The sequence below is a fragment of the Metabacillus fastidiosus NBRC 101226 genome (assembly GCF_001591625.1).
GTDB classification, from domain to species: domain Bacteria; phylum Bacillota; class Bacilli; order Bacillales; family Bacillaceae; genus Metabacillus; species Metabacillus fastidiosus.
Window position 1 is genome coordinate 1 of the sequence record NZ_BCVG01000044.1, and the last position, 23,075, is coordinate 23,075.

Genomic DNA, 23,075 nt, shown 5'->3' on the forward strand with positions numbered 1-23,075 from the left:
GGCAGTTGGATCTCTCACTTAACCTCTTCGAATTCTCAGAACTTTGAAGGGGGAGTCTTACTGCCCGTTAAGGCTAGGACAAAATGAAATTGGGGATCATTAATTTTTACTTCATATTGAATCTTAGTCTCCCCTTCCATAGAAAAACAATAAAAGAAGTTTATAAGTGAGGTGCAGTTGAATGAAACCATTAGCATTTCGGATGAGACCGACTAAAATAGAGGAAATTATCGGTCAGGAGCATCTCGTTGCAGAAGGTAAAATCATCAATCGAATGGTTAAGGCAAAACATTTGTCTTCTATGATTTTATATGGGCCGCCCGGCATTGGCAAAACATCAATTGCTACAGCAATTGCCGGCAGTACAAAGACCGCATTCCGAAAATTAAATGCTGTTGTCAATAATAAAAAGGATATGGAAATCGTCGCTGCGGAAGCGAAAATGTCCGGTAAAGTTATTCTGATCCTTGATGAAGTACATAGGCTTGATAAAGCAAAACAGGATTTTCTGCTTCCATATTTAGAAAACGGAATGATCATTTTAATTGGAGCCACAACGAGTAATCCATATCATGCCATTAACCCGGCTATTCGGAGCAGATGCCAAATATTCGAATTACATCCTCTCTCTCCAGAAGAGATTAAAATGGCATTAGAGCGTGCTTTGACGGATGAAAAAGATGGGCTTGGCAATTACAAAGTCAGTATTACAGAAGAGGCTTTACACCATTTTTCAAACAGTTGTGCAGGAGATGTGCGCTCTGCTTTAAATGCGCTTGAACTCGCCGTCCTTTCAAGTGAAAAAGATGGAGCTGAAACTATTTCCATCGATTTAAAAACAGCAGAAGAATGCTTGCAGAAGAAAAGCTTTGTCCATGATAAAAACGGGGATGCACATTATGATGTATTGTCTGCTTTTCAAAAATCCATTCGCGGTTCAGATGTAAATGCTGCGCTCCATTACTTGGCAAGACTGATCGAAGCAGGAGATTTAGTAAGCATTAATAGAAGATTATTAGTAATTGCTTATGAAGATATAGGCCTTGCCAATCCTCAAGCCGGTGGAAGAACACTGCAGGCAATTGAAGCTTCCGAACGGCTCGGATTTCCTGAAGCTAGAATTCCGCTTGCTAATGCTGTTGTTGAGCTCTGTCTGTCACCAAAATCCAATAGTGCCTATAAAGCATTGGACGAAGCTTTAATAGATATTCGAAATGGATTGAGCGGTGAAATTCCGCCTCATTTAAAAGATGCTCATTACGAGGGGGCAAAAACATTAGGCAGAGGCACTGATTATTTATATCCCCATGATTTTGAGAACGGCTGGGTGAAACAGCAGTATCTCCCTGAACGCTTAAAAAATAAAATGTACTATAAGCCGAAAAAAACAGGAAAATTTGAATTAGCCTTAAAACAAATTTACGAAAAACTTTTAAAATCACAATGAAACTAGCAAAAGAGAATAAAAAGCAGAGGAGTAGGGAATAATCAGGGTAATTAATGATTCTCCTTGGGAGGTAGACTGTGTGAAAGTAAGACATGATGCCTGGTCACATGAAGATGATTTGCTCCTCGCTGAAACAGTACTTCGTTTTATCCGTGAAGGCAGTACACAAATCGCTGCATTTGAAGAAGTCGGTGAAAAATTAAACCGGACGGCAGCAGCTTGCGGCTTTCGCTGGAATGCAGAAATACGGCAGCATTATACAGAAGCAATTGAAATAGCTAAAAAACGAAGAAGAGAGAAAAAAAGAGAAGAGAACAAAGAAAAGAAAAGCTCTGCTAAACACAGAGTTGTAGCTGATGATAACAACGATATAAGCAGCTTAACACTTGAAGACTGTATTGCCTTTCTTCAAAATATGAAAGAAGCAAATGACGGAGGTCAAGCCCAGTCAATAAAAACTGATCATCTGTTGCTTCAGAAAAGAAATGAAGAGCTGCTGAAAGAAAATAAAGAATTGCAGAAGAAATATGAGAAACTTAAAAATGCTCATCAATCCATTGAAGAAGATTATAAAATTCTCGTCAAAATTATTGATGAAGCAAGAAAGAATATTATACTGGGCGATGATAATAAAGACGGAAATAACTTAGTCAACTAGCTGTAAGGGACCGACTCTTTTTTGAGCCAGTCCCTTTAGCTTTTTTACTGCTTATCTTTCACTCTGTATATTTTTATCCCTTTTAATAATTCAGTAATAACGTGGCCGCCCATAATTAAGCCTGCGACAGAAGGAACAAACGCATTCGATGACGGAGGCATTTGCGCTTTTCTAATACTCGCCTCATCATTTCCTACTTCTTTCCTAATATCTTCACGGATAACGATCGGACTTTCATCAGAAAAGACAACTTTAACACCTTTATGAATCCCCTGCTTACGCAGTCTTGTCCGAATAACTTTCGCTATCGGATCTGTATGTGTTTTCGAAATATCCGCAATTTGAAAACGAGTCGGGTCCATTTTATTTGCTGCACCCATACTTGAAATAATCGGAATATTACGGTCAAGACATTCCTTCATAAGATGTATTTTATAAGAGATCGTATCTGAAGCATCAATGACATAATCAAGCTCATATTCAAAAAACTGCTCATACGTTTCTTCTGTATAAAACATTTTTAATGCAATTACTTCACATTCAGGGTTTATATCTTTTATCCGTTCCTTCATTAAATCAACTTTCGGCTGCCCAACCGTTGATAATAACGCCGGTAACTGACGATTTACATTTGTAATATCAATAGTATCTTTATCAACGAGAACTAATCTGCCTACACCGGAACGTGCCAATGCCTCGACAGAGAAAGAACCAACCCCGCCGACACCAAGTACCGCAACAGTACTATTTTTAAGAATATCTAAACCTTCTTTTCCAATCGCTAGTTCATTTCTTGAAAATTGATGTAGCAATGTATTCACTCCATTTTTGCTTTACTTTCTTCATTAATTAATGGATGTATTTTATCCAAGCAAGGTTTAATTATACTTTATTCAGAAACTAAAAAGAAATAGAAAAAAGGAAATTTTTAATAGAACCTTAAAATTTCCTAACATATACATATGAAAATAGGCATTATCATTATTAAAGAGTAACCCGGTCAATCTGCTCTTCAAATAATCCCATAGTTGTTTTAATATTTTTCGAGTAATTACATAAAAGATCTATTGCTTGTGCCTTTTCATTAGACAATTGTTTCACAATATCATCAAAAACAATTTGCATTTCCTTAAGAATATTAATTGAAGCAAAGTTATATTTATGTACATTGGAAAACTTCTCATTCGTAAAAAGGGCTTCATTAATATAAGGGCGCATCCTGTCTAAAAGAACCGGATAATATATAATAAGCCTGCCAACGCCGTCCTTTACTCCTTCAACAATCTTTGCCGCATCATTAAGCGGCTTTAAAATTTCGTCTATTTCCCCTCTAATTTTCTCATCAAAATCGGTGAAAATACTAAGCGCTTCGGTTGGAATATTACTGTATAATGCTACATTTGCTGCTGCCTTAACTGCGGCGCATATTGCTTCCAATGTTGATAATGCTGCTTTTAATAGCCCAAGTATCGGAATGACAATTGCGCTTGTATTAGTTTTAAATGATTGGAATACGAGATTTAAATGAATTTCTTTTATCTTCATCCTCGTTTTCATATAAGCAGATTCCTCTATCGGGTAAGCATTCGTCTTTTGAACCTCACCCACCTCTCCAACTTGCGATCCACGAGAGATGGCACCAGCTAAATCTTCATCCCTTTTCTTAAATGAATCCGCTGTATTTTTCACTTGTGTTCTATACTCCTTAAGATGAGTTACTAATTTCTCTCTGTTGCGGTCCACAATATTATAATGCGCAGTCAGTTCTCCGACAATTGCATCACTAAAAGCATCCGTTCCTCCTTTAAACAGCAGGGGAATTTTATCATTTATTATATGGATAAATCCATTTATAATATCATCTATTCTATCGTTAATCGTTTTTAATACGGATCTTGCTTCATCAAATAAAGTTTCTACATCAATATTTACACCAAGTATACTTTCTATCAGTTCTGCAGGCGGTGAATTCAAAACAGCATTTAATGAAAGACAATACTTTTCTGCTGTATCTAAAAAAGAAATAAGTTCGTTTATTTTTGCTTTCAATATATTTCCGCCTGCCGTAAGTCCGGAAAACCAAGCATCTTCTATCAATTCTTCATAAATTTCTTGAAAGTTATTTTGCAGGGTCTCAACCCTTTCATTAAAACGGCTGCTCTCATCACGAACAATTTCAACGGAATTTTTCATATATCTATACACTAAATCTAAACGGTCACCCACTTCATTTTACAAACCTTGTTCGAGCATTTTAAGATTTTCATGATTTATTTCAATCTTTCCAGAGCTTTCTCCATGGAGCGGCTGTCCCGTCCAAGCGCTCGTAACAATATGTGCATCTGCACCCGACTCAATCTTTCCAGAGCCAATTTCCCCTTCTTTGCCTATTTCATAAACAAATTTACCTTTTTCTTGATCAGGATACCCCATATGATTAGAAACAATATTTTTTAAACCGGGCACCCCGTTATTAATCTCGATTTTTTCACCCGGAACACGATTATCCAGTCTCCCCGCCATTTGTGCATTCATTAAAATATCGAGACCGCTGTAATAGTTCGTTATATTATCATATTTCTTATTAGGATCTACCATACCTTCAGGCAGAAGAGCCGCATTTAGCGTTACTGATGTTACTCCCGGATTTCTCACCGCCACACCGTTTGCCGATCCCCCGCCTAGTGAATTTCCTCCAACTTTTGTAACATTGTATTTTTTAGACATTTCTAAGAAATAATCATTCGCTTGTGCTATTTGTTTAGGCTCCAGTTCACTTAATAATTGGATATTTGTTTTTGTATCTGCTAAGTCTTCTGTACCGACGTAAATGACGTAGTATTCTTTTGTTTTATAATTTTCTATGGTAAATGCATCTAATCCTGAGATTCTATCTTCTTTAATATTACGAATAGTATAAATAGTATCATTAATTTTTATAGAATCACCTTCCTTCTTAGAACGGTAAGCATAATAACCTGCAAGTTGGACAATGTCTTTATCATAGTTATTTCCTGATTTAACTGGAACTAACGTACTCATTTATTTTATCCTTCCTTTCTATCACTTTATAATATAATCAGGATCAGCACTCCTAAGTGAGTTATCTTTTGTACCTCGAGCTGACCTTTTTGAAATTAAATTATCATTTAATATAATAGAATAGGCACCGGATGGCAGACCTTCCATATTCTTAATATCAGATACTATCTTATCGAAAATCACCTTATCAGGTTCTGTATTTGGCTTTGACATATACAAATCTAAAGTAATTAAAAGACCTTCTGGATTAAAAGTAGCTCCTTTAAACTTCTCTTTCCACGTTGCTTTTTCCATATGCGGGTTCTTCAAATATTCCTTTAAAAGAGCATCAAATTCATACTCTATAGCATTTACATAATAATAAGGAGTGCTGAACTTACCTCCCGCCACCTTTTCCAGTGCTTCCTGACGTATACCGGTTACGGGATGTTCTTTCACTATAGAATCTAAATATTGATCAAGCTTGTTAAACTCTTCTTCATAAATCATTCCATAAACCCCAGCCATAATCGCATTTTCAACTTCCCCTTCCTGAGACCACACTTGATCTGACAACACTTCTTCTTCATCCACATCTATCGGTATAATCGCATATGTATAAAAATGCGGTTCTCCTACCGATTCCACAAAAACAGTGGCACCGTCCACTGCCCCAACTGTATTATGAACAATCACTTCTGTTTTGTATTTTTCCTGAAAAAACTTTTTCACTGCCTTATCAATTTCTTTCCGATACTCTTTTGCGATTTTATCTGTCTTCTCTCCATTTGGAAGTTTATAACCCTGGCCGGTGTATTCTTGTACGCTTATATAATAGTCTTCTTCCACTTTACTTTTCGACTTACTTTCTTCTGTTAATTGGTTTTCAGAACTTTTCATCTCAAAACAGCCTCCCAACAATAAAGAGACTGAGAATCCTATTCCCAATGCTATTGTTTTCCTCTTTTTATTCATTTCTCTATCTCCTCTTGTCTTTAAAATTACATATACAAAACAATACTTATATTCATCTTTAGATTTTAAAGGTAAAAAGGAAATTTTTGTTTGAATATAGATAAAAAGGTATTAATTAACTAGATGGATAAAGGAAGTTTGACCTAAATAATTTTATATAAAAGAGGAATTTACAAAATTCAATGTATATTCAGTATGGAATAAAGAGTGGAAGTTTATATGCGAGGAATACAGTAAAAGAGGTCAAAAGAATATAATGAAACAACAAAAAACGAAGCCCCAATTATGCCGTCGCCGTTTCCCTCGTTTTGAACCTGCACTCAAGCAGGTGGGTGCTTTATTTCGCTCATTCATAAGTCCTCTTTCGTATGATGAGGCATTTACTATGAACGAAAACACAAGCTCCCTTATAAATAGTGTTAGGTCAAAACTAGGTGTACAACGTACACATCAGGACTTCGTTTTAAATTAAATTAAGAATATCATACAAAGAAAGCGTTTTCAAGCACTTCCTAAAATTTTTCATATTTAAAATTAAATTCCTTATTATTAAGAAAGACCGAGCTTTAAAATCGCCCGGTCTTTTCTTTTTCTTTTATTTTTTAGGTGCACGTAATTTTAAATGCAGTTCTCTTAATTGTGCTTCACTTACTTCACCTGGTGCATCTGTTAACAGATCGCTTGCGCTAGCTGTTTTCGGGAATGCAATTGTGTCACGTAAGTTTGTTCTGCCTGCAAGCAGCATAACAAGTCGGTCTAAACCTAATGCAAGTCCACCGTGCGGAGGTGTTCCGTACTCAAATGCATCAAGTAAGAAACCAAACTGTTCACGCGCTTCTTCTTCCGTGAAGCCTAATAATTTGAACATTTTCTCTTGAACATCTTTTTCGAAAATACGGATTGAACCGCCGCCAAGCTCATAACCGTTTAATACTAAGTCATATGCTTGAGCTTTCATACTTGCCGGGTCTGTCTCAAATAATTCAACATGTTCACGAACCGGCATTGTAAATGGATGGTGCGCCGCATAATAACGGTTTTCTTCTGCATCATACTCTAAGAGCGGCCAGTCAACAACCCATAGGAAATTGAATTTGCTCTCATCAATTAATCCAAGGTCTTTTCCTAGTTTTAGACGAACAGCACCTAATGCATCGGCAACAACTGATTTTTTATCAGCAACGAATAAGAATACATCGCCAACCTCAGCGTTTAATACTTGAATTAGACCGTTCACTTCTTCTTCTGTAAAGAATTTAGCGATTGGTCCTTTTAAACCGTCCGCTTCATATTTTAACCATGCTAAACCTTTTGCACCGTAGTTTCCAGCGAATTCTGTCAGTGCATCAAATTCTTTACGGGAATATTGATCAGCAATTCCTTTTACGTTAATTGCTTTTACTTCCCCGCCACTTTGAATCACATTGCTGAATACTTTTAAGCCGCAGTTTTTAACAACTTCACCGACATCAACTAATTCAAGTCCGAAACGTGTATCAGGCTTGTCAGAACCGTAGCGTCCCATCGCTTCTTCATAAGGCATGCGTGGAAGCGGAAGTTCTAATTCAATACCTTTTGTTTCTCTCATAATCTTCGCCATCATTTGCTCAGCTAAGCTCATAAGATCATCCTGGCTCATAAATGATGCTTCAATATCGACTTGTGTAAATTCAGGCTGACGGTCAGCACGCAGGTCCTCATCACGGAAACAGCGGGCAATTTGATAATAACGGTCAAAGCCAGAAACCATTAATAATTGTTTGAAAATTTGCGGTGACTGCGGTAATGCATAAAATTCTCCTTCATGAACACGGCTAGGTACTAAATAGTCACGTGCTCCTTCTGGTGTACTCTTTGTTAAAATCGGTGTTTCTACATCTAAAAATCCGTTATCATCTAAGAAATTACGCATAGATTTCGTTACATTATGTCTCATTTGGAACGTATCAAACATAACAGGTCTTCTTAAATCTAAGTAGCGATATTTTAAGCGAACATCCTCTGAAACGTCTTCCGAACGGTCCTCAATTTGGAATGGAGGTGTTTTCGCGCTGTTAATAATATTTACTTTTTCAACATAGATTTCAATTTTCCCAGTGCTGATATTAGGGTTGAAAGTACTTGGGTCACGCTCAATTACTTTTCCTGTAATATCTAATACATATTCATTACGAACTGTTTCAGCAATAGCCAGCGCTTCAGCAGACACGTCTGGATTAAATACGATTTGTACGATACCTGTACGGTCACGCAGATCAATGAAAATTAATCCTCCAAGGTCACGTCTTCTTTGTACCCACCCTTTTAATACAACTTCTTCGCCAATAGCGGCTTCTGTTATTTCACCACAATAATATGTACGACCAAACATAAATTTTCTCTCCTTTTTATTTGCTTAAATATGAAACAAGCTCATCAATTGATACTTCTTCCTGTGTGCCTGTCTCCATATTTTTCACTGAAATAATATTTTTTTCGATTTCATCGTCACCTAAAACAGCAACAAATCTGGCATTCAGACGGTCTGCTGCTTTAAACTGTGCTTTCATTTTCTTATCTTCATAATCCTTTTCAACAGTTAAACCTGCTTTTCTTAAATTATAAAGTAATGAAACAGACATGTCCTTCGCTTTATCACCCATTGTTACAATATAACAGTCTATGTGCTGATCGATTGGCAGTTTAACACCTTCTGCATCAAGAGCAGCAAGAAGTCTTTCAATACTTAACGCAAAACCGATTCCCGGAGTTTCCGGTCCGCCGATATCCTTTGCTAAGCCATTGTATCTTCCGCCACCGCATAAAGTCGTAATAGCCCCGAATCCTTCTGCATCACTCATAATTTCAAATGCCGTATGATTATAATAATCGAGTCCTCGCACCAATCCTGGATCTACTTCATAAGAAATACCAATGCTCGTTAAATATTGCTGTACTTTCTCAAAATAGAGCTTTGACTCTTCGTTTAAGAAATCCAGAATAGACGGTGCAGTTTCCATTAACTCATGATCACGGTCTTTTTTACAGTCTAAGATTCGAAGTGGATTTTGCTTCAGGCGGTGCTGACAATCTGAACAGAACTCATCGATTCTCGGCTCAAAATGAGCGATAAGTGCATCACGGTGCGCCTTTCTGCTTTCCGCATCTCCTAAACTATTAATGATCAGCTTTAATTTTGTTAAACCAAGCTTTTCATAAAGTGCCATCGCAAGAGAAATAACTTCTGCGTCAATTGCCGGATCATTACTACCCATTGCTTCGATTCCGAACTGAACGAACTGTCTGAAACGGCCTGTCTGAGGGCGTTCATAACGGAACATCGGTCCGATATAATAAAGCTTTGTCGGCTGCTGCGGATTTGCAAAAAGCTTCTTTTCAACAAATGCTCTTACAGCTGCTGCAGTTCCTTCCGGACGAAGCGTAATGCTTCTTCCCTTTTTATCTTCAAAAGTATACATTTCCTTTTGCACGATATCCGTTGATTCACCGACACCTCTTGCAAATAATTCCGTATGTTCGAAAATCGGTGTCCGAATTTCTTTATATTGATATGTTTTACATAGCTCACGCGCAGTATTTTCAATATACTGCCAGCGTTCTACTTCTCCAGGCAGTATATCCTGCGTACCTCTAGGAATTTGAAATGCCATTTCACAATCCTCCCGTCTTTTGCGTTTTAAAACAAAAAACTCCCGTCTCTACATAATGTAGGGACGAGAGTTATACCCGTGGTTCCACCCTAGTTGAAGCAAATAAGCTCCCACTTTAAACAGATAACGTCTGTCACGTTCAGCTCCTACTAAGCAAAATGCTTTTCAGAGAGAAACCTAAGAAGTGTTTTTCATATAAGTCATCATGCAGAAATACTTTCAGCCTAAGGCATTTCTTCTCTTTCCATGTGTATTCTTAATTACTTTTCTTCCTTAGCGGTTCAATTAATTCAGTTATTTACTAACAGTCAATTTGTTCTTATCATACGTATATTTATATAGGTATGTCAAGAGCGACTTATCTGTTTTTTTATTTTCTTCACTTCATGAGGTGACACACCATACTCTGAAGCCATTTCATTCGCTAAATTTTGTTCCTGTCTTTCGAGACGATCGTGAAAATCCACTCCAAATATATTACGGTTCATGGAGCTGGACAGCTCTCCTTTTTCGCTAAATCTCATTTTGCAACATCCTTTCGGCATATGATCATATGTATTAGCATTTCCACTTTCAAAAAAATATTTCAATATCATAAAAGGATTGTCGATATAAAGTAGAGAAATGGTTTAAACATCCATTAAGTACCAAAAGATGAGGAGGATTAACGTTTGTTTCGAAAAAATACTTTCATTTCGGCATTGATCATCTTCATAATAATGAATTTATTTACATTATCTTTTATTAGTTATGCTGATAGTACAAAAGTAAAAAGTAATGTTGACGATCTAAATGTCCGAAGTGGTCCAGGTTTAACTTATTCTGTTGTAGCTACACTGAAAAAAGGAGAAAGCTATGAAGTTCTAAAAAAACAAAATGACTGGCTTCAGTTAAAAGTAGCAGGAAATAAAAAAGGATGGGTGGCAAGCTGGCTTGTGACAGAGTCAGGAAATAACAAAAATACAAAAGCTTCATCCAGCTCCACTGTCATTGAATCAACAGCAACTGGTCTTAGAGTGCGGCAAGGACCAGGGACAAGCTTTCCGACTGTTACTGTATTTGAGAAAGGAACAAAAGCGGTCTATATTAGTAAAAGCGGATCATGGATTCAAATTTCTTTAAATGGAAAAGAAGGATGGGTGCTCTCCTCCCATGTTAAATACAATACTAATAAATCTTCATCATCAGCCGTGAAGACTGGAATGATAAAAGGAAATTCCATCAATATTAGAAAAACACCTTCTACAAATGGCTCTGTGATCGGAAAGATGAATAACGGCGCAAATATAAACATTATTAGCGAGCAAGGGAAATGGATGGAAATCCGCTTCAATAATAATAAAGGTTGGGTTCACAGTGATTACGTCACTTTTACGAAAGAAAATCCAAAACAAAATACTGATAATAAAAAATTAGGAACTGTTACAGTAACTTCATTGAAGGTACGAACAAAAGGGACTTTAGACAGTAATATTATCGATTCTATTACTAAAGGAACAAAGGTCACTATTTTAGAAGAAAAAAGTAACTGGTATAAAATATCATATTCCGGTAAAAAAACAGGATGGGTGTCCAGTTCCTATATCGCAAAAGATGGACAGGAAAAAGCGCCATCAACGAGCAGTACGAACAAGGTGAAAATTTTATATAATGGCACCAATGTCCGATCAGGACCAGCGACAACGAATTCAGTTGTAAAAAGAGTGGATAAAGATGAGCAGTTTCCTATTATAAGTACAAGTGGAAACTGGTATAAAATAAATCTTGGCAATAATAAAACAGGATTTGTAGCAGGCTGGGTAGTGGAGACGAATGGAAGTTCCAATTCCGTTAATAAGCCGGGTGTTCAGCAATATTTACGAAATAAAACAATTATTATCGATGCGGGACATGGCGGGCGAGATAGTGGAACAATCGGTGTCAGGGGTACATTGGAGAAAAATCTGACATTAAAAACAGCCAACCTCGTTTATAATAAATTGAAAGCTTCCGGAGCAAATGTGTTTTTAACAAGGTCTAACGATACATATGTAAGCCTTACTTCAAGAGTGAGCACAACACATTACCGTACTGCTGACGCATTTGTAAGTATTCACTATGATAGTGCTTCAAACAGTAGTACGAGGGGCGTTTCAACTTTTTATTATAATTCTTTAAAAGATCAAACGCTGGCAAAAGCCATTCAAAAAGAACTCGTCAAAGAAACCAACTTCTTTGACCGAGGTATACGTTTTGGAAATTTCCATGTGTTACGGGAAAACAACCGTCCGTCTGTTTTAATAGAGCTTGGATTCCTGAGTAATCGCACAGAGGAAATGACAATGAATACAGCAGGTTATCAGGAAAAAGCATCACAGGCTATTTATTATGGTTTATCACAATATTTTAAATGAGGTGGATTTCTCCACCTCATTTGCTTTCAATAATAAATGTAACAGGTCCTACATTTGTAAGCTGCACATCCATCATTGCTCCAAACTTTCCTGTTTCCACAGCAATTCCTTTTTCTCTAAGCTTCTCATTAAAATATTCGTATAAAATAAGAGCATCATCCGGCTTTGCTGCTGCCATGAAATTAGGTCGTCTTCCTTTTTTGCAATCCCCATATAATGTGAATTGCGAAACAGACAAGACTTCCCCGCCAACATCTAATAAAGATAAATTCATTTTACCTTCTTCATCTTCGAAAATACGTAAATTAGCAATTTTATCAGCTAGAAAATCTGCATCCTCTTCTTTATCCTCATGAGTGATCCCGACTAAAATAACTAATCCTTGTGTAATCTCTCCGACAATTTCCTCATTTACTTTTACGCTCGCATCTTTCGCTCTTTGTACAACAACTTTCACGATCTTAAATTCCTTTCTCTAGCTCATCAGACGGCGCACAGAATATATATCAGGAATTTGCTTAATTCGCTCAGCAACTTTATGAAGATGACTAATATTTGAAATAGAAATTGTCATTGTAATAGTTGCCATCTTATTACGGTCTGACTTCCCAGATACGGATGAAATATTTGTTTTAGCTTCATTAACAGCCTGCAGCACTTCATTTAATAAACCGCGGCGGTCATAGCCTAATATTTCAATCTCGACATTATATTCCCGCTTACGCCCTTCTGTTATGGACTGATGTTCCCATTCGACATCGATTAATCTTTCCTTCGCATCCTCTGTATGAACATTTGGACAATCTTCTCTATGAACGGAAACGCCTCGTCCTTTCGTAATGAAGCCGACAATATCATCACCAGGAACAGGATTACAGCATTTTGAAAGTCTAATAAGCAGATTATCAATGCCTTTTACTTGTACACCAGCATCACTTTTTCTCGTATGGGAGCTGAATTTCGGCTTTTCATTAATAACCTCTTCTACTATTCTTTCCTGCTGTTCTTCATCACGCTTCCTACGCCATTTTTCTGTTAAACGGTTTGCGACTTGAAGAGCAGTTATGCCGTTATAGCCGACAGCCGCGTACATATCCTCTTCATTAGCAAAATTAAACTTTTCAGCGACCCGATTTATATTTTCAGCCGTCATGATTTCTTTTACATCAAAATCAAGATTTTTAATCTCTTTCTCAACAAGCTCTTTTCCCTTTTCAACATTTTCTTCCCGTCTTTGTTTCTTAAAGAACTGTCTGATTTTATTTTTTGCCTGTGATGTTTGAGCGAGCTTTAGCCAATCCTGACTCGGTCCGTATGAATGCTTCGATGTTAATATCTCAATAATATCACCAGTTTTGAGCTTGTAATCAAGTGTAACCATTTTTCCATTTACTTTTGCACCAATTGTCTTATTTCCGATTTCAGAATGAATCCGGTAAGAGAAATCAATTGGAACAGAACCAGACGGCAATTCAATAACATCCCCTTTAGGGGTAAATACGAATACCATATCTGAAAATAAATCAATTTTTAATGATTCCATAAATTCTTCTGCATTTGCAACATCATTTTGGAATTCTAATATTTCTCTAAACCATGTTAATTTCTCATCAAGTGTTGACTTTTCATCAGGGTCTTTATGCTCTTTATACGCCCAATGTGCCGCGATCCCATATTCAGCGATCTGATGCATTTCCACTGTTCGAATCTGTACTTCAAGCGGCTCTCCCTTTGGACCGATGACAGTCGTATGAAGAGATTGATACATATTCGGCTTCGGCATTGCAATATAATCTTTAAAACGACCGGGCATCGGCTTCCAGCATGTATGAATAATCCCCAATACCGCATAGCAGTCTTTAATACTATTAACAACGATACGTACTGCAAGCAAATCATAAATTTCATTGAACTGCTTATTTTGAAGCGCCATTTTTCTGTAAATACTATAAATATGCTTCGGTCTTCCGGAAAAATCTGCATCAATATTTACTTCTTCAACGTGATTTCTCACTTCTTCAATTACTTCATCTAAATACTGCTCACGCTCTGCCCGCTTTTTCTTCATTAAATTCACGATCCGGTAATATTGCTGTGGATTTAAATAACGAAGAGCAGTATCTTCAAGTTCCCATTTTATTTTTGAAATCCCGAGACGATGTGCAAGCGGTGCAAAAATTTCAAGTGTTTCATTTGAAATTCGGCGCTGCTTCTCTTGTGGCAGATGCTTTAATGTCCGCATATTATGAAGTCTATCCGCAAGCTTAATTAAAATAACTCTAATATCTTGGGCCATAGCTACAAACATTTTACGATGGTTTTCAGCCTGCTGTTCTTCTTTTGATTTATATTTGATTTTTCCAAGCTTTGTAACACCATCGACAAGCATTGCTACTTCATCACTAAATTCCTCACGTAAATCATCAAGTGTTACATCTGTGTCCTCAACGACATCATGAAGAAAACCACCAGCAATTGTAGCCGGGTCCATCTCTAAATCAACGAGAATACCAGCAACTTGAATCGGGTGAATAATATACGGTTCACCAGATTTACGATACTGCTCCCGATGGGCATATTCTGCGTATTTATACGCTCGTTCAACGAACGCTAAATCTTCTTTTATTAAATAACGGCCAGCCTTTTCAATTACTTGGCTTGCAGTTAGTACTTGTTCATTAGCCATGGAATCACCTTTTTTATCATTTAGAAAGCTTTATACTACTTGAACATTAAGTAAATAGCTCGTTACTGATCTTCATTTTTATATTTATAATAAAAACTTTATTGTAATCACCTTATTGTAACTATTATCAATAAAAAAAAGGCAGATGTAAAGGGGTACATTTTTCTTTGTTCTTATTCTACAAAAAAACACTCTTTAACAGAGTGCTTATTACATAAAAAATTAATATTCCATTAATGTTAAAACATCGTATCCTTTAAGTTTTTCACGGCCGTTCAAATAGCCTAATTCGATTAAGAAGGCAATTCCCGCAACAACTCCGCCTAATTCTTCCACTAATTTAACCGTTGCCTCGATCGTTCCGCCGGTTGCTAGTAAATCATCTGTAATTAATACTCTTTGACCAGGTTTAATTGCATCGCGGTGAATTGTTAATACATCTGTACCATATTCTAAACCGTACTCGACACGAGCAACTTCACGAGGTAATTTTCCTTCTTTTCGGACTGGCGCAAATCCGATTTCCATCGCATAAGCAACTGGACAGCCAATAATAAATCCTCGTGCTTCAGGACCGACAATAATATCGACCTGCTTCTCTTTTGCATACTTAACAATCTGATCTGTCGCATATTTATATGCTTTTCCATTATCCATTAAAGTAGTAATGTCTTTAAACTGAATACCCGGTTTCGGGTAATCAGATACTACTGTTATATATTGTTTTAAATCCATAAAGTTTATCCCCCTCATACATTACAAGCCTGTTCTGTTAATTCCAATTTTTCATGAAACCACTGTTTCAATTGTCCGTACGATGTATATAATAATGTCTTTTCCAATTCAATTTGCTGTTGTTTTTCAGCATATATACGTGATTCAGATAAATCTCTTTTCGCAGATGAAGCGTTTACTGAAATAATGCCATCTTCTATTTTAACAAATTCTAATTCAAAAAACACTTTTGACATAAATCCAATCGTTTCTTCTGTCCAGCCTTTATAATGAGCAAGTTTTTCTCCATTTTTCTTCAAATCAAACGGTGCTTTTTTTAATAAAAAGCCATAATACCATTTAAAATGTTCTCTCGTCGGAATTGTTGAGAAAAAATGATCCACCTCTTGCTGAAAAAAGGTATAAATCCGTTCCGGCACTCCGCTTCTAAAAAGAAAAGCAAGTAAATCAAATGATTTTGGAATATCTGCAAAAATAATATATTTTCCTGAAATATTAAGACCCTCTATATCATTCAGATTCTCAATAAAACGGGTATCATCTGGAAATGATTTTTTTATCCGATTATACACTTTAAAATCGAAACTAATGATCAGCCGCTTTTCTTGCGGAATAGTGGCAAATATCTTTTCCATATCTCTTGCCCCTCGATAATCAAAAAGCTGCCATTCATTCACAGAAATGTCGTGCAGCATGAGCTGTGGTTTTCTAAAATTATTCCATTCATTTATGGAAAGTTCACCGATTGCGCTTAAAGTTGCTACTGGTGAAATTTCTTCATGAATAAAGCCAAAGCCGAAGCCAACACAGTCCAGCTGATTTCCATCTTCTTCAAATACTATTTTTATATGTGTTTGATCAGCACCTATTTTTCGAATGCTTGCCAGTTTAACATCTTCAATTTGAACAACCGGTTTCCGATTATCCATTCCATAAGGTGCGAGCATTTGCATTTCTTCCACAGATTCCACTGTAATATCTTCTATTTTACAGAAAATATCTATATTTGTGACTGGTATGAAATCTTCTTCTGTCAGCTGTTCATTTGCTAATGCAATTAATCTTTCTCTTAGTAAATCAACATTCTCAAGTGCTAAAGTCATTCCTGCTGCAAGAGTATGACCACCGAAATGCGGTAAAATATCGCGGCATGATGATAAATTTTTGAAAAGATCAAAGCCCTGAATACTTCTTGCCGACCCTTTTGCGATACCTTTTTCTTTATCTATGCTTAACACAATGGTCGGTCTACAAAACCTTTCAACAAGCCTTGAAGCAACGATACCTACAACACCGGCATTCCAATTTTCCCTTGCAATAACTAAAACAGGGTTCTCTTCTATCGGAAAACAGTCTTCTACTTCTTTTATTGCTTCCTCAGCCATCATGCTAACGAGTTTTTGTCTTTCTTTATTTAGATGGTCAATTTCATAAGCAATTTCTAATGCTTCCTCTTCATTATCAGAAAAGAATAAGTCAACTGCAAGATCTGCTGATTGAAGGCGGCCGACAGCATTTATTCGCGGTGCAAGAGAAAAACCGACTGTCTCTTCATTTATTTCATTTTTCTTTACAGAGGCAGCTTTTATTAATGCATTTAAACCGGTTCTTTTTGTCTGTTTTAATTGTGCAAGTCCTTTTTTTACAAGCAGACGATTTTCCCCTTGTAATGGAACGAGATCTGCAATAGTACCAATTGCAACAACTTCTAATAAATCTTCGGGAACTTCATTTAAAAGAGCATGTGACAACTTAAAAGCAACTCCTACACCAGCAAGCTCTTTATATGGGTATTTACAGCCTTCCTGTTTCGGATGGATAATTGCAACTGCTTCAGGCAGTTCAGGTCCTGGTTCATGATGGTCCGTAATAATTAAGTCCATCCCTAATTGTTTCGCCACAGCTGCCTCATGGACAGCAGCAATTCCAGTATCGACTGTAATAATTAATTTATAATCATTTTCATATGCCCATCTAAATGCCTTCTCATTCGGTCCATAGCCTTCTGTAAAGCGGTTTGGAATATAGTATTCTGCATCAGCGCCAAGCCTTCTCAAAGTCGTTAAAAGGACGGTTGTACTGCTGACACCGTCCGCATCATAGTCACCGTATACTAAGATTTTTTCATTTTTCTGTATTGCTTCCTGTATTCTTTCCACCGCAATATCCATATCCTTCAGTAAATATGGATCGTGAAATGCCTGTTTCTCTATATATAAAAACTCTCTCGCCTCATCTGCGGAGCATAACCCGCGTTTTACGAGCAATGAAGCGACTAAAGGTGTAATCGATAATTGATCTGCGAGAGCCTGTACTAATTGTTCATCTGGTTTTTCTATACGCCATCTTGTTTTTGGTTTTAGCATAGTTTCACCCCTCAATCATCCTATTATACAAAAGTGCTAAACAGCTTACAATGAATGTTCCTCTTTGTAAAAGCAAAATAAAAACCATGGGAGCTAAGTCCCATGGCATCATTATTATATTTGTGGTTCTTCTTTTGTTTCCACTTTCACATCTTGTTTCTTTTCAAGCTGTTTACCTTTCCAAATTAACCAAAGCTGTGCAGCGATGAATATAGAAGAGTATACCCCAGCTATTAAACCGACTAATAGAGCGATTGAGAAGTTTTGAATCGACTCACTTCCAAAAATAAGAATCGCAATAACAGCAAATACAACAGTTAACACCGTGTTAACAGAACGTGTAAATGTTTGCTGCAGGCTTCGATTAACGACTGCCTCTAAGTCAGCCACTGTTCTAACGCGTCTTTTACTCATTAATTCACGAATTCGATCAAACGTAACGATCGTATCATTAATTGCATAACCGATAACGGTTAATACAGCAGCAATAAATGTCACCTCAACTTCTAATCTCGTAAAGCTGAAGAAGGCGATAATGATAAAGGCTGCATGCAGTAATGCGGCAATTGCCGCAAGTGCCATGTAAAATTCGAATCGTATCGACACATAAATGATCATACCTACCGATGCGATAAGAACACCGATTAATGCATTTCTTGCAAGCTCTTTTCCAACGGTTGATGAAACAGTGCTGACATTCGGTTCAGAACCGTATTTTTCTTTGAAATAGCTCTTCAATTGAGCAATTTCATCTTGTTTCATCACACCAACCATACGGACAGCAGCATCTGTTTTATCACCTGATAAAACAACATTAGTGTCTTTTATATTTAATTTTTTAAAATCTGCTTTCACTTGTTCAGTTGTTAAAGTTGTGTTAGACATAATATCTATTCTCGTTCCGCTTGAAAAATCAATTCCTAAATTAAGTTTAAAAATTAATAATGACGCGATACCAGCTATCATAATAATTCCCGACAAAGCAAAGAATTTTTTACGATGCTTTAAGAAGTCAACTTTATCAAATCTAGTTGGAGCAACCGTATCATCAGTAGTATCCGCTATATCTAAAATCTCTTTCTTCTTTACACCGAAATAGCCATATTTCTTATCTAATAAACGGCTCTCAACGAGCAGGCCTAATAAAATTCTTGATAAAAATACTGCTGTGAAAAAGCTCGCGATAATACTTAAAATAAGCATCGTTGCAAAACCTTTAACAGAGCTTGTCCCGAAGAAGAATAATACTCCCGCAGCTAAGATCGTTGTAATATTCGCATCAAAAATTGTTGTAAAAGCACGTCTGTTTCCGGCACGGAAAGCAGAGCGGACTGTTCTTCCGAGCTTAAGCTCTTCTTTAATTCTTTCATACGTAAGGATATTCGCGTCAACAGCCATACCTACCCCAAGTATAATTGCTGCAATTCCCGGTAAAGTAAGGACACCATTCATCCAATCGAATACTTGTAAAATAAGATAGAGGTATGCTGATAAAGTAATAACTGCAATAATCCCTGGTACTCGGTAAAAAACTAGCATGAACAGGAAAATAAGTGCGATCCCGATAATACCTGCTAAAACAGTTGAATTCAGCGCTTGTTCACCGAATTGTGCACCGACAGAAGTTGAGAAAAGCTCATCCAATTTAACTGGAAGGGCGCCTGCGTTTAATAAATTTGCAAGATCATTTGCCTCTTTCACTGTAAATTGACCAGTAATTGACACATCTGTCTGATTAAAAACTTGACCAACATTTGGTGCAGAAATAAATTTTGGATTTGGTTTTGCAATCTCTTTTTGGAACGAATCTCCTTCTTGATAATCAAGCCAGATTACGAGCTGATTATTAGGAGCATTCGCTAAAATTTCTTCTGTTACTTTCTTAAATTTTGATGCATCTTTTAAAGTAACTCCAACACTCGGATTTCCGTTTTCATCAAAAGACAGCTTGGCTGCTCCTTGTTTCAAATCGGAACCATTTAGCATTTCTTTATCTTGATAGTCTCGGAATGTAAGTTCTGCCTGCGTTGATAAAATTTTACGCGCTTCATTCTGATCTTTAACACCCGCTAACTGAACACGAATTCGATCATTTCCTTCAATTTGAATATTCGGTTCACTTACTCCCAAAACATTAGCACGTTCATTTAATGCCTGCACTGTGCTGAGCAAGGCTGTTTTATCTATTTTATCTCCCTTATTTGCTGGTTTTACTTCGTAAAGTACTTCAAAACCGCCTTGTAAATCAAGTCCTAGTAATATATTACTCGTTGCTTTATTCGTATTAAGCCCAATTAAGCTTCCTATTAGTAAAACAATTAGGAAAAAACCAATCAGGCGTCCACGCTTGGCCATTGTTGTATCCTCCTCAAATCTGTTCGATCTCTTAATATGTATCAGTTTCTATAAATTGGCATGCAATTATTTTACTACTTTATAATAAATTTTTCAAAATGTCTTCCCCTTCCGCACTTTCAAACCAGTTTGTATCTTTATACGATTCTATCGTAGTATAGTTCATAAAATCGCTTATTTTAACTGATAATATATCACTGACAACTTCATGGATTAGTATACCATCTAACTTCTTCCATTTCTTATTTTTTAAAAAATCCCATAGCTTTTCTTCTGTCATGTCTTCATACCCTAATATACGAAATTCCTCAAGCTTGCTCGTAATTGCTGGTTTTGCGGCATGTTTAAATTTTTCAATCGGCTGCCTGTCCATCTTTTATTCACTTCCTTATATCGACATAAATCTATTTCTATTTTAAACGAATATTCTTACCCTCGTCCATTTATTTTGTCATGCTTGGCCAACTCTTCTGCATATAGTAATTGTAAATGAAAACATGGATTTTGAGAAGGCAGGGTGGGAGATGTCAAAACAAACATTTCTAAAAGGAACTCTTATTTTAATTATAGCCGGATTTTTCACACGAATATTAGGTTTTATTAATCGAATTGTTCTTGCCCGGTTTGTCGGTGAAGAAGGTGTCGGCTTATATATGATGGCTATGCCGTCACTCGTATTAGTTATTACAATGACCCAGCTCGGCTTACCAATCGCTATTTCAAAACTCGTTGCCGAAGCGGAGGCACAAGGTGATAATAAGCGGATTAAGAAAATTTTAGTCGTCTCTTTAAGTATAACAGCTGCACTTAGTATTTTATTTACACCTGCGTTAATTTTACTTGCTCCACTGCTTTCCGATACTCTTTTTACAGATAGCAGAACATACTATCCTTTATTAGCTATTGCACCGGTCGTGCCGATTATTGCAATTTCATCTGTTATTAGGGGATATTTCCAAGGAAAGCAAAATATGCGTCCTGCTGCGATTTCCCAAGTATTAGAACAAATTGTGAGAATCTCTTTAATCGCCTTATTAACAACGATGTTTCTGCCTTATGGAATTGAATTTGCTGCTGCCGGAGCAATGATTTCTGCTGTTATCGGGGAATTAGTATCTCTTGTTTATCTTCTTACAATGTTTAAAATAAAGAAAAAAATGAGAGTGCGGAGAAATTTTTTCAAATCAATTAAAAGTGGAAAAGATACATTTTATTCATTAATGGCTATTGCGTTACCAACAACCGGGAGCAGGATAATAGGTAATATTGCATGGTTTTTTGAGCCAATTGTCGTTGCTCAAAGCCTTGCGATTGCGGGAGTTGCAACTGCGATGGCAACGAAGCAATACGGGGAGCTTGCAGGTTATGCTTTGCCTCTTTTGATGCTGCCGTCGTTTATTACCCTTTCCTTATCGACATCATTAGTACCCGCAATAAGTGAAGCAATGGCACAAAATAAATTAGCATTAGTGGAACATCGCCTTCAGCAGGCGCTAAGACTCTCAATCGTAAGCGGCGGTCTTGCTGTCGTTATTTTATACGTTTTCGCAGAACCTCTTATGCAGGTGATGTATGGAACTAGCAATGCCGCTATTTTCGTGAAAATAATGGCACCTTTTTTTATTTTTCATTATTTTCAGGGACCACTTCAAGCTGTTTTACAAGCGCTTAACCTAGCGAAAGCAGCTATGATAAACAGCTTGATCGGTTCAGGTGTTAAAACAGTGCTCATTTTTGCTCTTGCAACGAGACCTTCATTAGGAATTACAGGTGCAGGTCTTGCAATCGTTATCGGAATAATGCTCGTTACTTTATTACATTTTGCCACAGTATTAAAAGTCATTCCTTTTACGATCTATGTTCGCGATTATGTAAAAAGCGCAATTACAATTGTTTTATCAGGAATAGGCGGCTATTTATGTTTTGAATATATTTTTACAAATATTTCACTATCCGTGAAATTAATATTAGGTGTTATAGTAACAACCATTATCTATTGTTCTTTGCTGCTTTTATTTAAATTAATCAAAAAGGAAGAATTACAACGCATTCCTATTATTGGAGGTTATTTCTAATAGTAAATAGAGGGAATCTTGTGGAATTTCGTGAAATTTCCAAGATTCCTAATTTAATCTTCATCTTTCTTATCAATAAAAAATTCATCTTTTCCAAAAGTACATAGTGAAATAGATGTAATATCGTTTATCCCGTGATTTTTTAATTCCTTTCTGAGCCATTCACCTGTCTTTTCGATCTTTTGTAAATTTTCCGTCTGTACTTCTCCGTCAATAATTAACGGGAACTGGAGTCCTGGCTGATTTTCTTTGTTTTTTTCTTTTTCAATCACTGACAGCCTCCCTGATGCTTCTAAAATTGCAAACTCTACGTCATGAATGTTATTAATATTTTTATCACGTAATTGTGTAATAAGATCGTCAAAATTATAACGTTCTTTTCTCATCGCATGTTCATCAATTTTCCCCCGATTAATAATAATTGTTGCTCTTCCATCTATAAACTGGCGGAATTTCCTGCTTTTCAATGATATAAATGACAATATAATTTGAATGATACTTAACAATATCATTGGAATGACACTATGTATGAGCGGATCATTATGATCTTCAATCGCAACAACAGCCATTTCAGCAATCATGAAGAAAACAATTAAGTCAAGAATGCTTAATTCGCCAATTTCTCTTTTTCCCATTACTCTAAAAATAAACACAACGATTAAATATAGAAAAATTGTCCTCATTATAATGGAAAAATACAGTTCCATAAAATGC

16 protein-coding genes, 1 other RNA gene, 1 pseudogene and 1 other annotated feature are annotated in these 23,075 nt (G+C 36.5%); of the genes and pseudogenes, 4 read left to right on the top strand and 14 right to left on the bottom strand.

Annotation, left to right across the window (positions count from 1 at the left end; all coding sequences use genetic code 11):
- The first annotated feature begins 181 nt into the window (after positions 1 to 181).
- Both BFA01S_RS11810 and BFA01S_RS11815 read left to right on the top strand, forming a co-directional pair.
- Positions 182 to 1,447: a replication-associated recombination protein A gene (locus BFA01S_RS11810; RefSeq protein ID WP_066230372.1), complete on the top strand. Its 1,266-nt coding sequence runs from the start codon at positions 182 to 184 to the stop codon at positions 1,445 to 1,447.
- A 79-nt stretch (positions 1,448 to 1,526) separates the two neighbouring features.
- Positions 1,527 to 2,105 (top strand): RsfA family transcriptional regulator, encoded by a 579-nt coding sequence (locus tag BFA01S_RS11815; RefSeq protein WP_066230376.1) that lies wholly within the window; start codon positions 1,527 to 1,529, stop codon positions 2,103 to 2,105.
- Positions 2,106 to 2,149: 44 nt separating this feature from the next.
- Here the strand turns inward: BFA01S_RS11815 and BFA01S_RS11820 are convergent, their stop codons facing one another.
- The 7 genes and pseudogenes from BFA01S_RS11820 to BFA01S_RS22430 form a co-directional block, all read right to left on the bottom strand.
- Positions 2,150 to 2,917, bottom strand: a complete 768-nt coding sequence (locus tag BFA01S_RS11820) for a tRNA threonylcarbamoyladenosine dehydratase (protein ID WP_066230378.1) — start codon at positions 2,915 to 2,917, stop codon at positions 2,150 to 2,152.
- Between the two features lie 172 nt (positions 2,918 to 3,089).
- A pseudogene (locus BFA01S_RS23740) lies at positions 3,090 to 5,147 on the bottom strand (SA1320 family protein).
- A 21-nt stretch (positions 5,148 to 5,168) separates the two neighbouring features.
- Positions 5,169 to 6,026, bottom strand: a complete 858-nt coding sequence (locus BFA01S_RS11835; protein WP_169800480.1) for a DUF1672 family protein — start codon at positions 6,024 to 6,026, stop codon at positions 5,169 to 5,171.
- A 347-nt stretch (positions 6,027 to 6,373) separates the two neighbouring features.
- Positions 6,374 to 6,561, bottom strand: a non-coding RNA gene (gene ssrS, locus BFA01S_RS11840) — 6S RNA.
- Between the two features lie 135 nt (positions 6,562 to 6,696).
- Entirely contained in the window at positions 6,697 to 8,472 is a 1,776-nt protein-coding gene (aspS, locus tag BFA01S_RS11845; protein WP_066230390.1) for an aspartate--tRNA ligase, read from the bottom strand.
- A gap of 16 nt (positions 8,473 to 8,488) precedes the next feature.
- Positions 8,489 to 9,751 (bottom strand): histidine--tRNA ligase, encoded by a 1,263-nt coding sequence (gene hisS, locus BFA01S_RS11850; RefSeq protein WP_066230393.1) that lies wholly within the window; start codon positions 9,749 to 9,751, stop codon positions 8,489 to 8,491.
- Between the two features lie 56 nt (positions 9,752 to 9,807).
- Positions 9,808 to 10,037 (bottom strand) — a binding site (T-box leader).
- Between the two features lie 61 nt (positions 10,038 to 10,098).
- Positions 10,099 to 10,275 carry a hypothetical protein gene (locus BFA01S_RS22430; protein ID WP_156483629.1) on the bottom strand — a complete coding sequence of 59 codons (177 nt, stop codon included), beginning with the start codon at positions 10,273 to 10,275 and terminating at the stop codon, positions 10,099 to 10,101.
- Between the two features lie 147 nt (positions 10,276 to 10,422).
- On the opposite strand from BFA01S_RS22430, the gene BFA01S_RS11855 reads away from it, so the two are divergent.
- The gene (locus BFA01S_RS11855) at positions 10,423 to 12,144 is read left to right on the top strand and encodes an N-acetylmuramoyl-L-alanine amidase family protein (protein WP_066230395.1); all 1,722 of its coding nucleotides are present in this window, start codon (positions 10,423 to 10,425) and stop codon (positions 12,142 to 12,144) included.
- Between the two features lie 16 nt (positions 12,145 to 12,160).
- Here the strand turns inward: BFA01S_RS11855 and dtd are convergent, their stop codons facing one another.
- The 6 genes from dtd to BFA01S_RS11885 all read right to left on the bottom strand — a co-directional run bounded on the left by dtd (position 12,161) and on the right by BFA01S_RS11885 (position 20,659).
- Positions 12,161 to 12,601, bottom strand: coding sequence for a D-aminoacyl-tRNA deacylase (gene dtd, locus BFA01S_RS11860; RefSeq protein WP_066230397.1), 441 nt, complete (start codon positions 12,599 to 12,601; stop codon positions 12,161 to 12,163).
- 18 nt (positions 12,602 to 12,619) lie between these two features.
- Positions 12,620 to 14,830 carry a RelA/SpoT family protein gene (locus BFA01S_RS11865; RefSeq protein WP_066230400.1) on the bottom strand — a complete coding sequence of 737 codons (2,211 nt, stop codon included), beginning with the start codon at positions 14,828 to 14,830 and terminating at the stop codon, positions 12,620 to 12,622.
- A 222-nt stretch (positions 14,831 to 15,052) separates the two neighbouring features.
- On the bottom strand, positions 15,053 to 15,565 hold the full coding sequence (locus tag BFA01S_RS11870) for an adenine phosphoribosyltransferase (RefSeq protein ID WP_066230403.1): 513 nt from the start codon (positions 15,563 to 15,565) through the stop codon (positions 15,053 to 15,055).
- 14 nt (positions 15,566 to 15,579) lie between these two features.
- On the bottom strand, positions 15,580 to 17,931 hold the full coding sequence (gene recJ, locus BFA01S_RS11875) for a single-stranded-DNA-specific exonuclease RecJ (protein WP_066230406.1): 2,352 nt from the start codon (positions 17,929 to 17,931) through the stop codon (positions 15,580 to 15,582).
- Positions 17,932 to 18,045: 114 nt separating this feature from the next.
- The gene (secDF, locus tag BFA01S_RS11880; RefSeq protein WP_066230409.1) at positions 18,046 to 20,286 is read right to left on the bottom strand and encodes a protein translocase subunit SecDF; all 2,241 of its coding nucleotides are present in this window, start codon (positions 20,284 to 20,286) and stop codon (positions 18,046 to 18,048) included.
- A gap of 79 nt (positions 20,287 to 20,365) precedes the next feature.
- Complete coding sequence (locus BFA01S_RS11885; RefSeq protein ID WP_066230412.1) at positions 20,366 to 20,659, bottom strand: post-transcriptional regulator; 294 nt, start codon at positions 20,657 to 20,659, stop codon at positions 20,366 to 20,368.
- A gap of 151 nt (positions 20,660 to 20,810) precedes the next feature.
- Here BFA01S_RS11885 and spoVB point away from each other — a divergent pair, with 151 nt between their 5' ends.
- Positions 20,811 to 22,361 (top strand): stage V sporulation protein B, encoded by a 1,551-nt coding sequence (gene spoVB, locus BFA01S_RS11890; RefSeq protein ID WP_066230415.1) that lies wholly within the window; start codon positions 20,811 to 20,813, stop codon positions 22,359 to 22,361.
- 53 nt (positions 22,362 to 22,414) lie between these two features.
- On the opposite strand, the gene BFA01S_RS11895 is transcribed toward spoVB, so the two are convergent.
- On the bottom strand, positions 22,415 to 23,068 hold the full coding sequence (locus tag BFA01S_RS11895) for a DUF421 domain-containing protein (RefSeq protein WP_066230417.1): 654 nt from the start codon (positions 23,066 to 23,068) through the stop codon (positions 22,415 to 22,417).
- Positions 23,069 to 23,075: the final 7 nt, after the last annotated feature.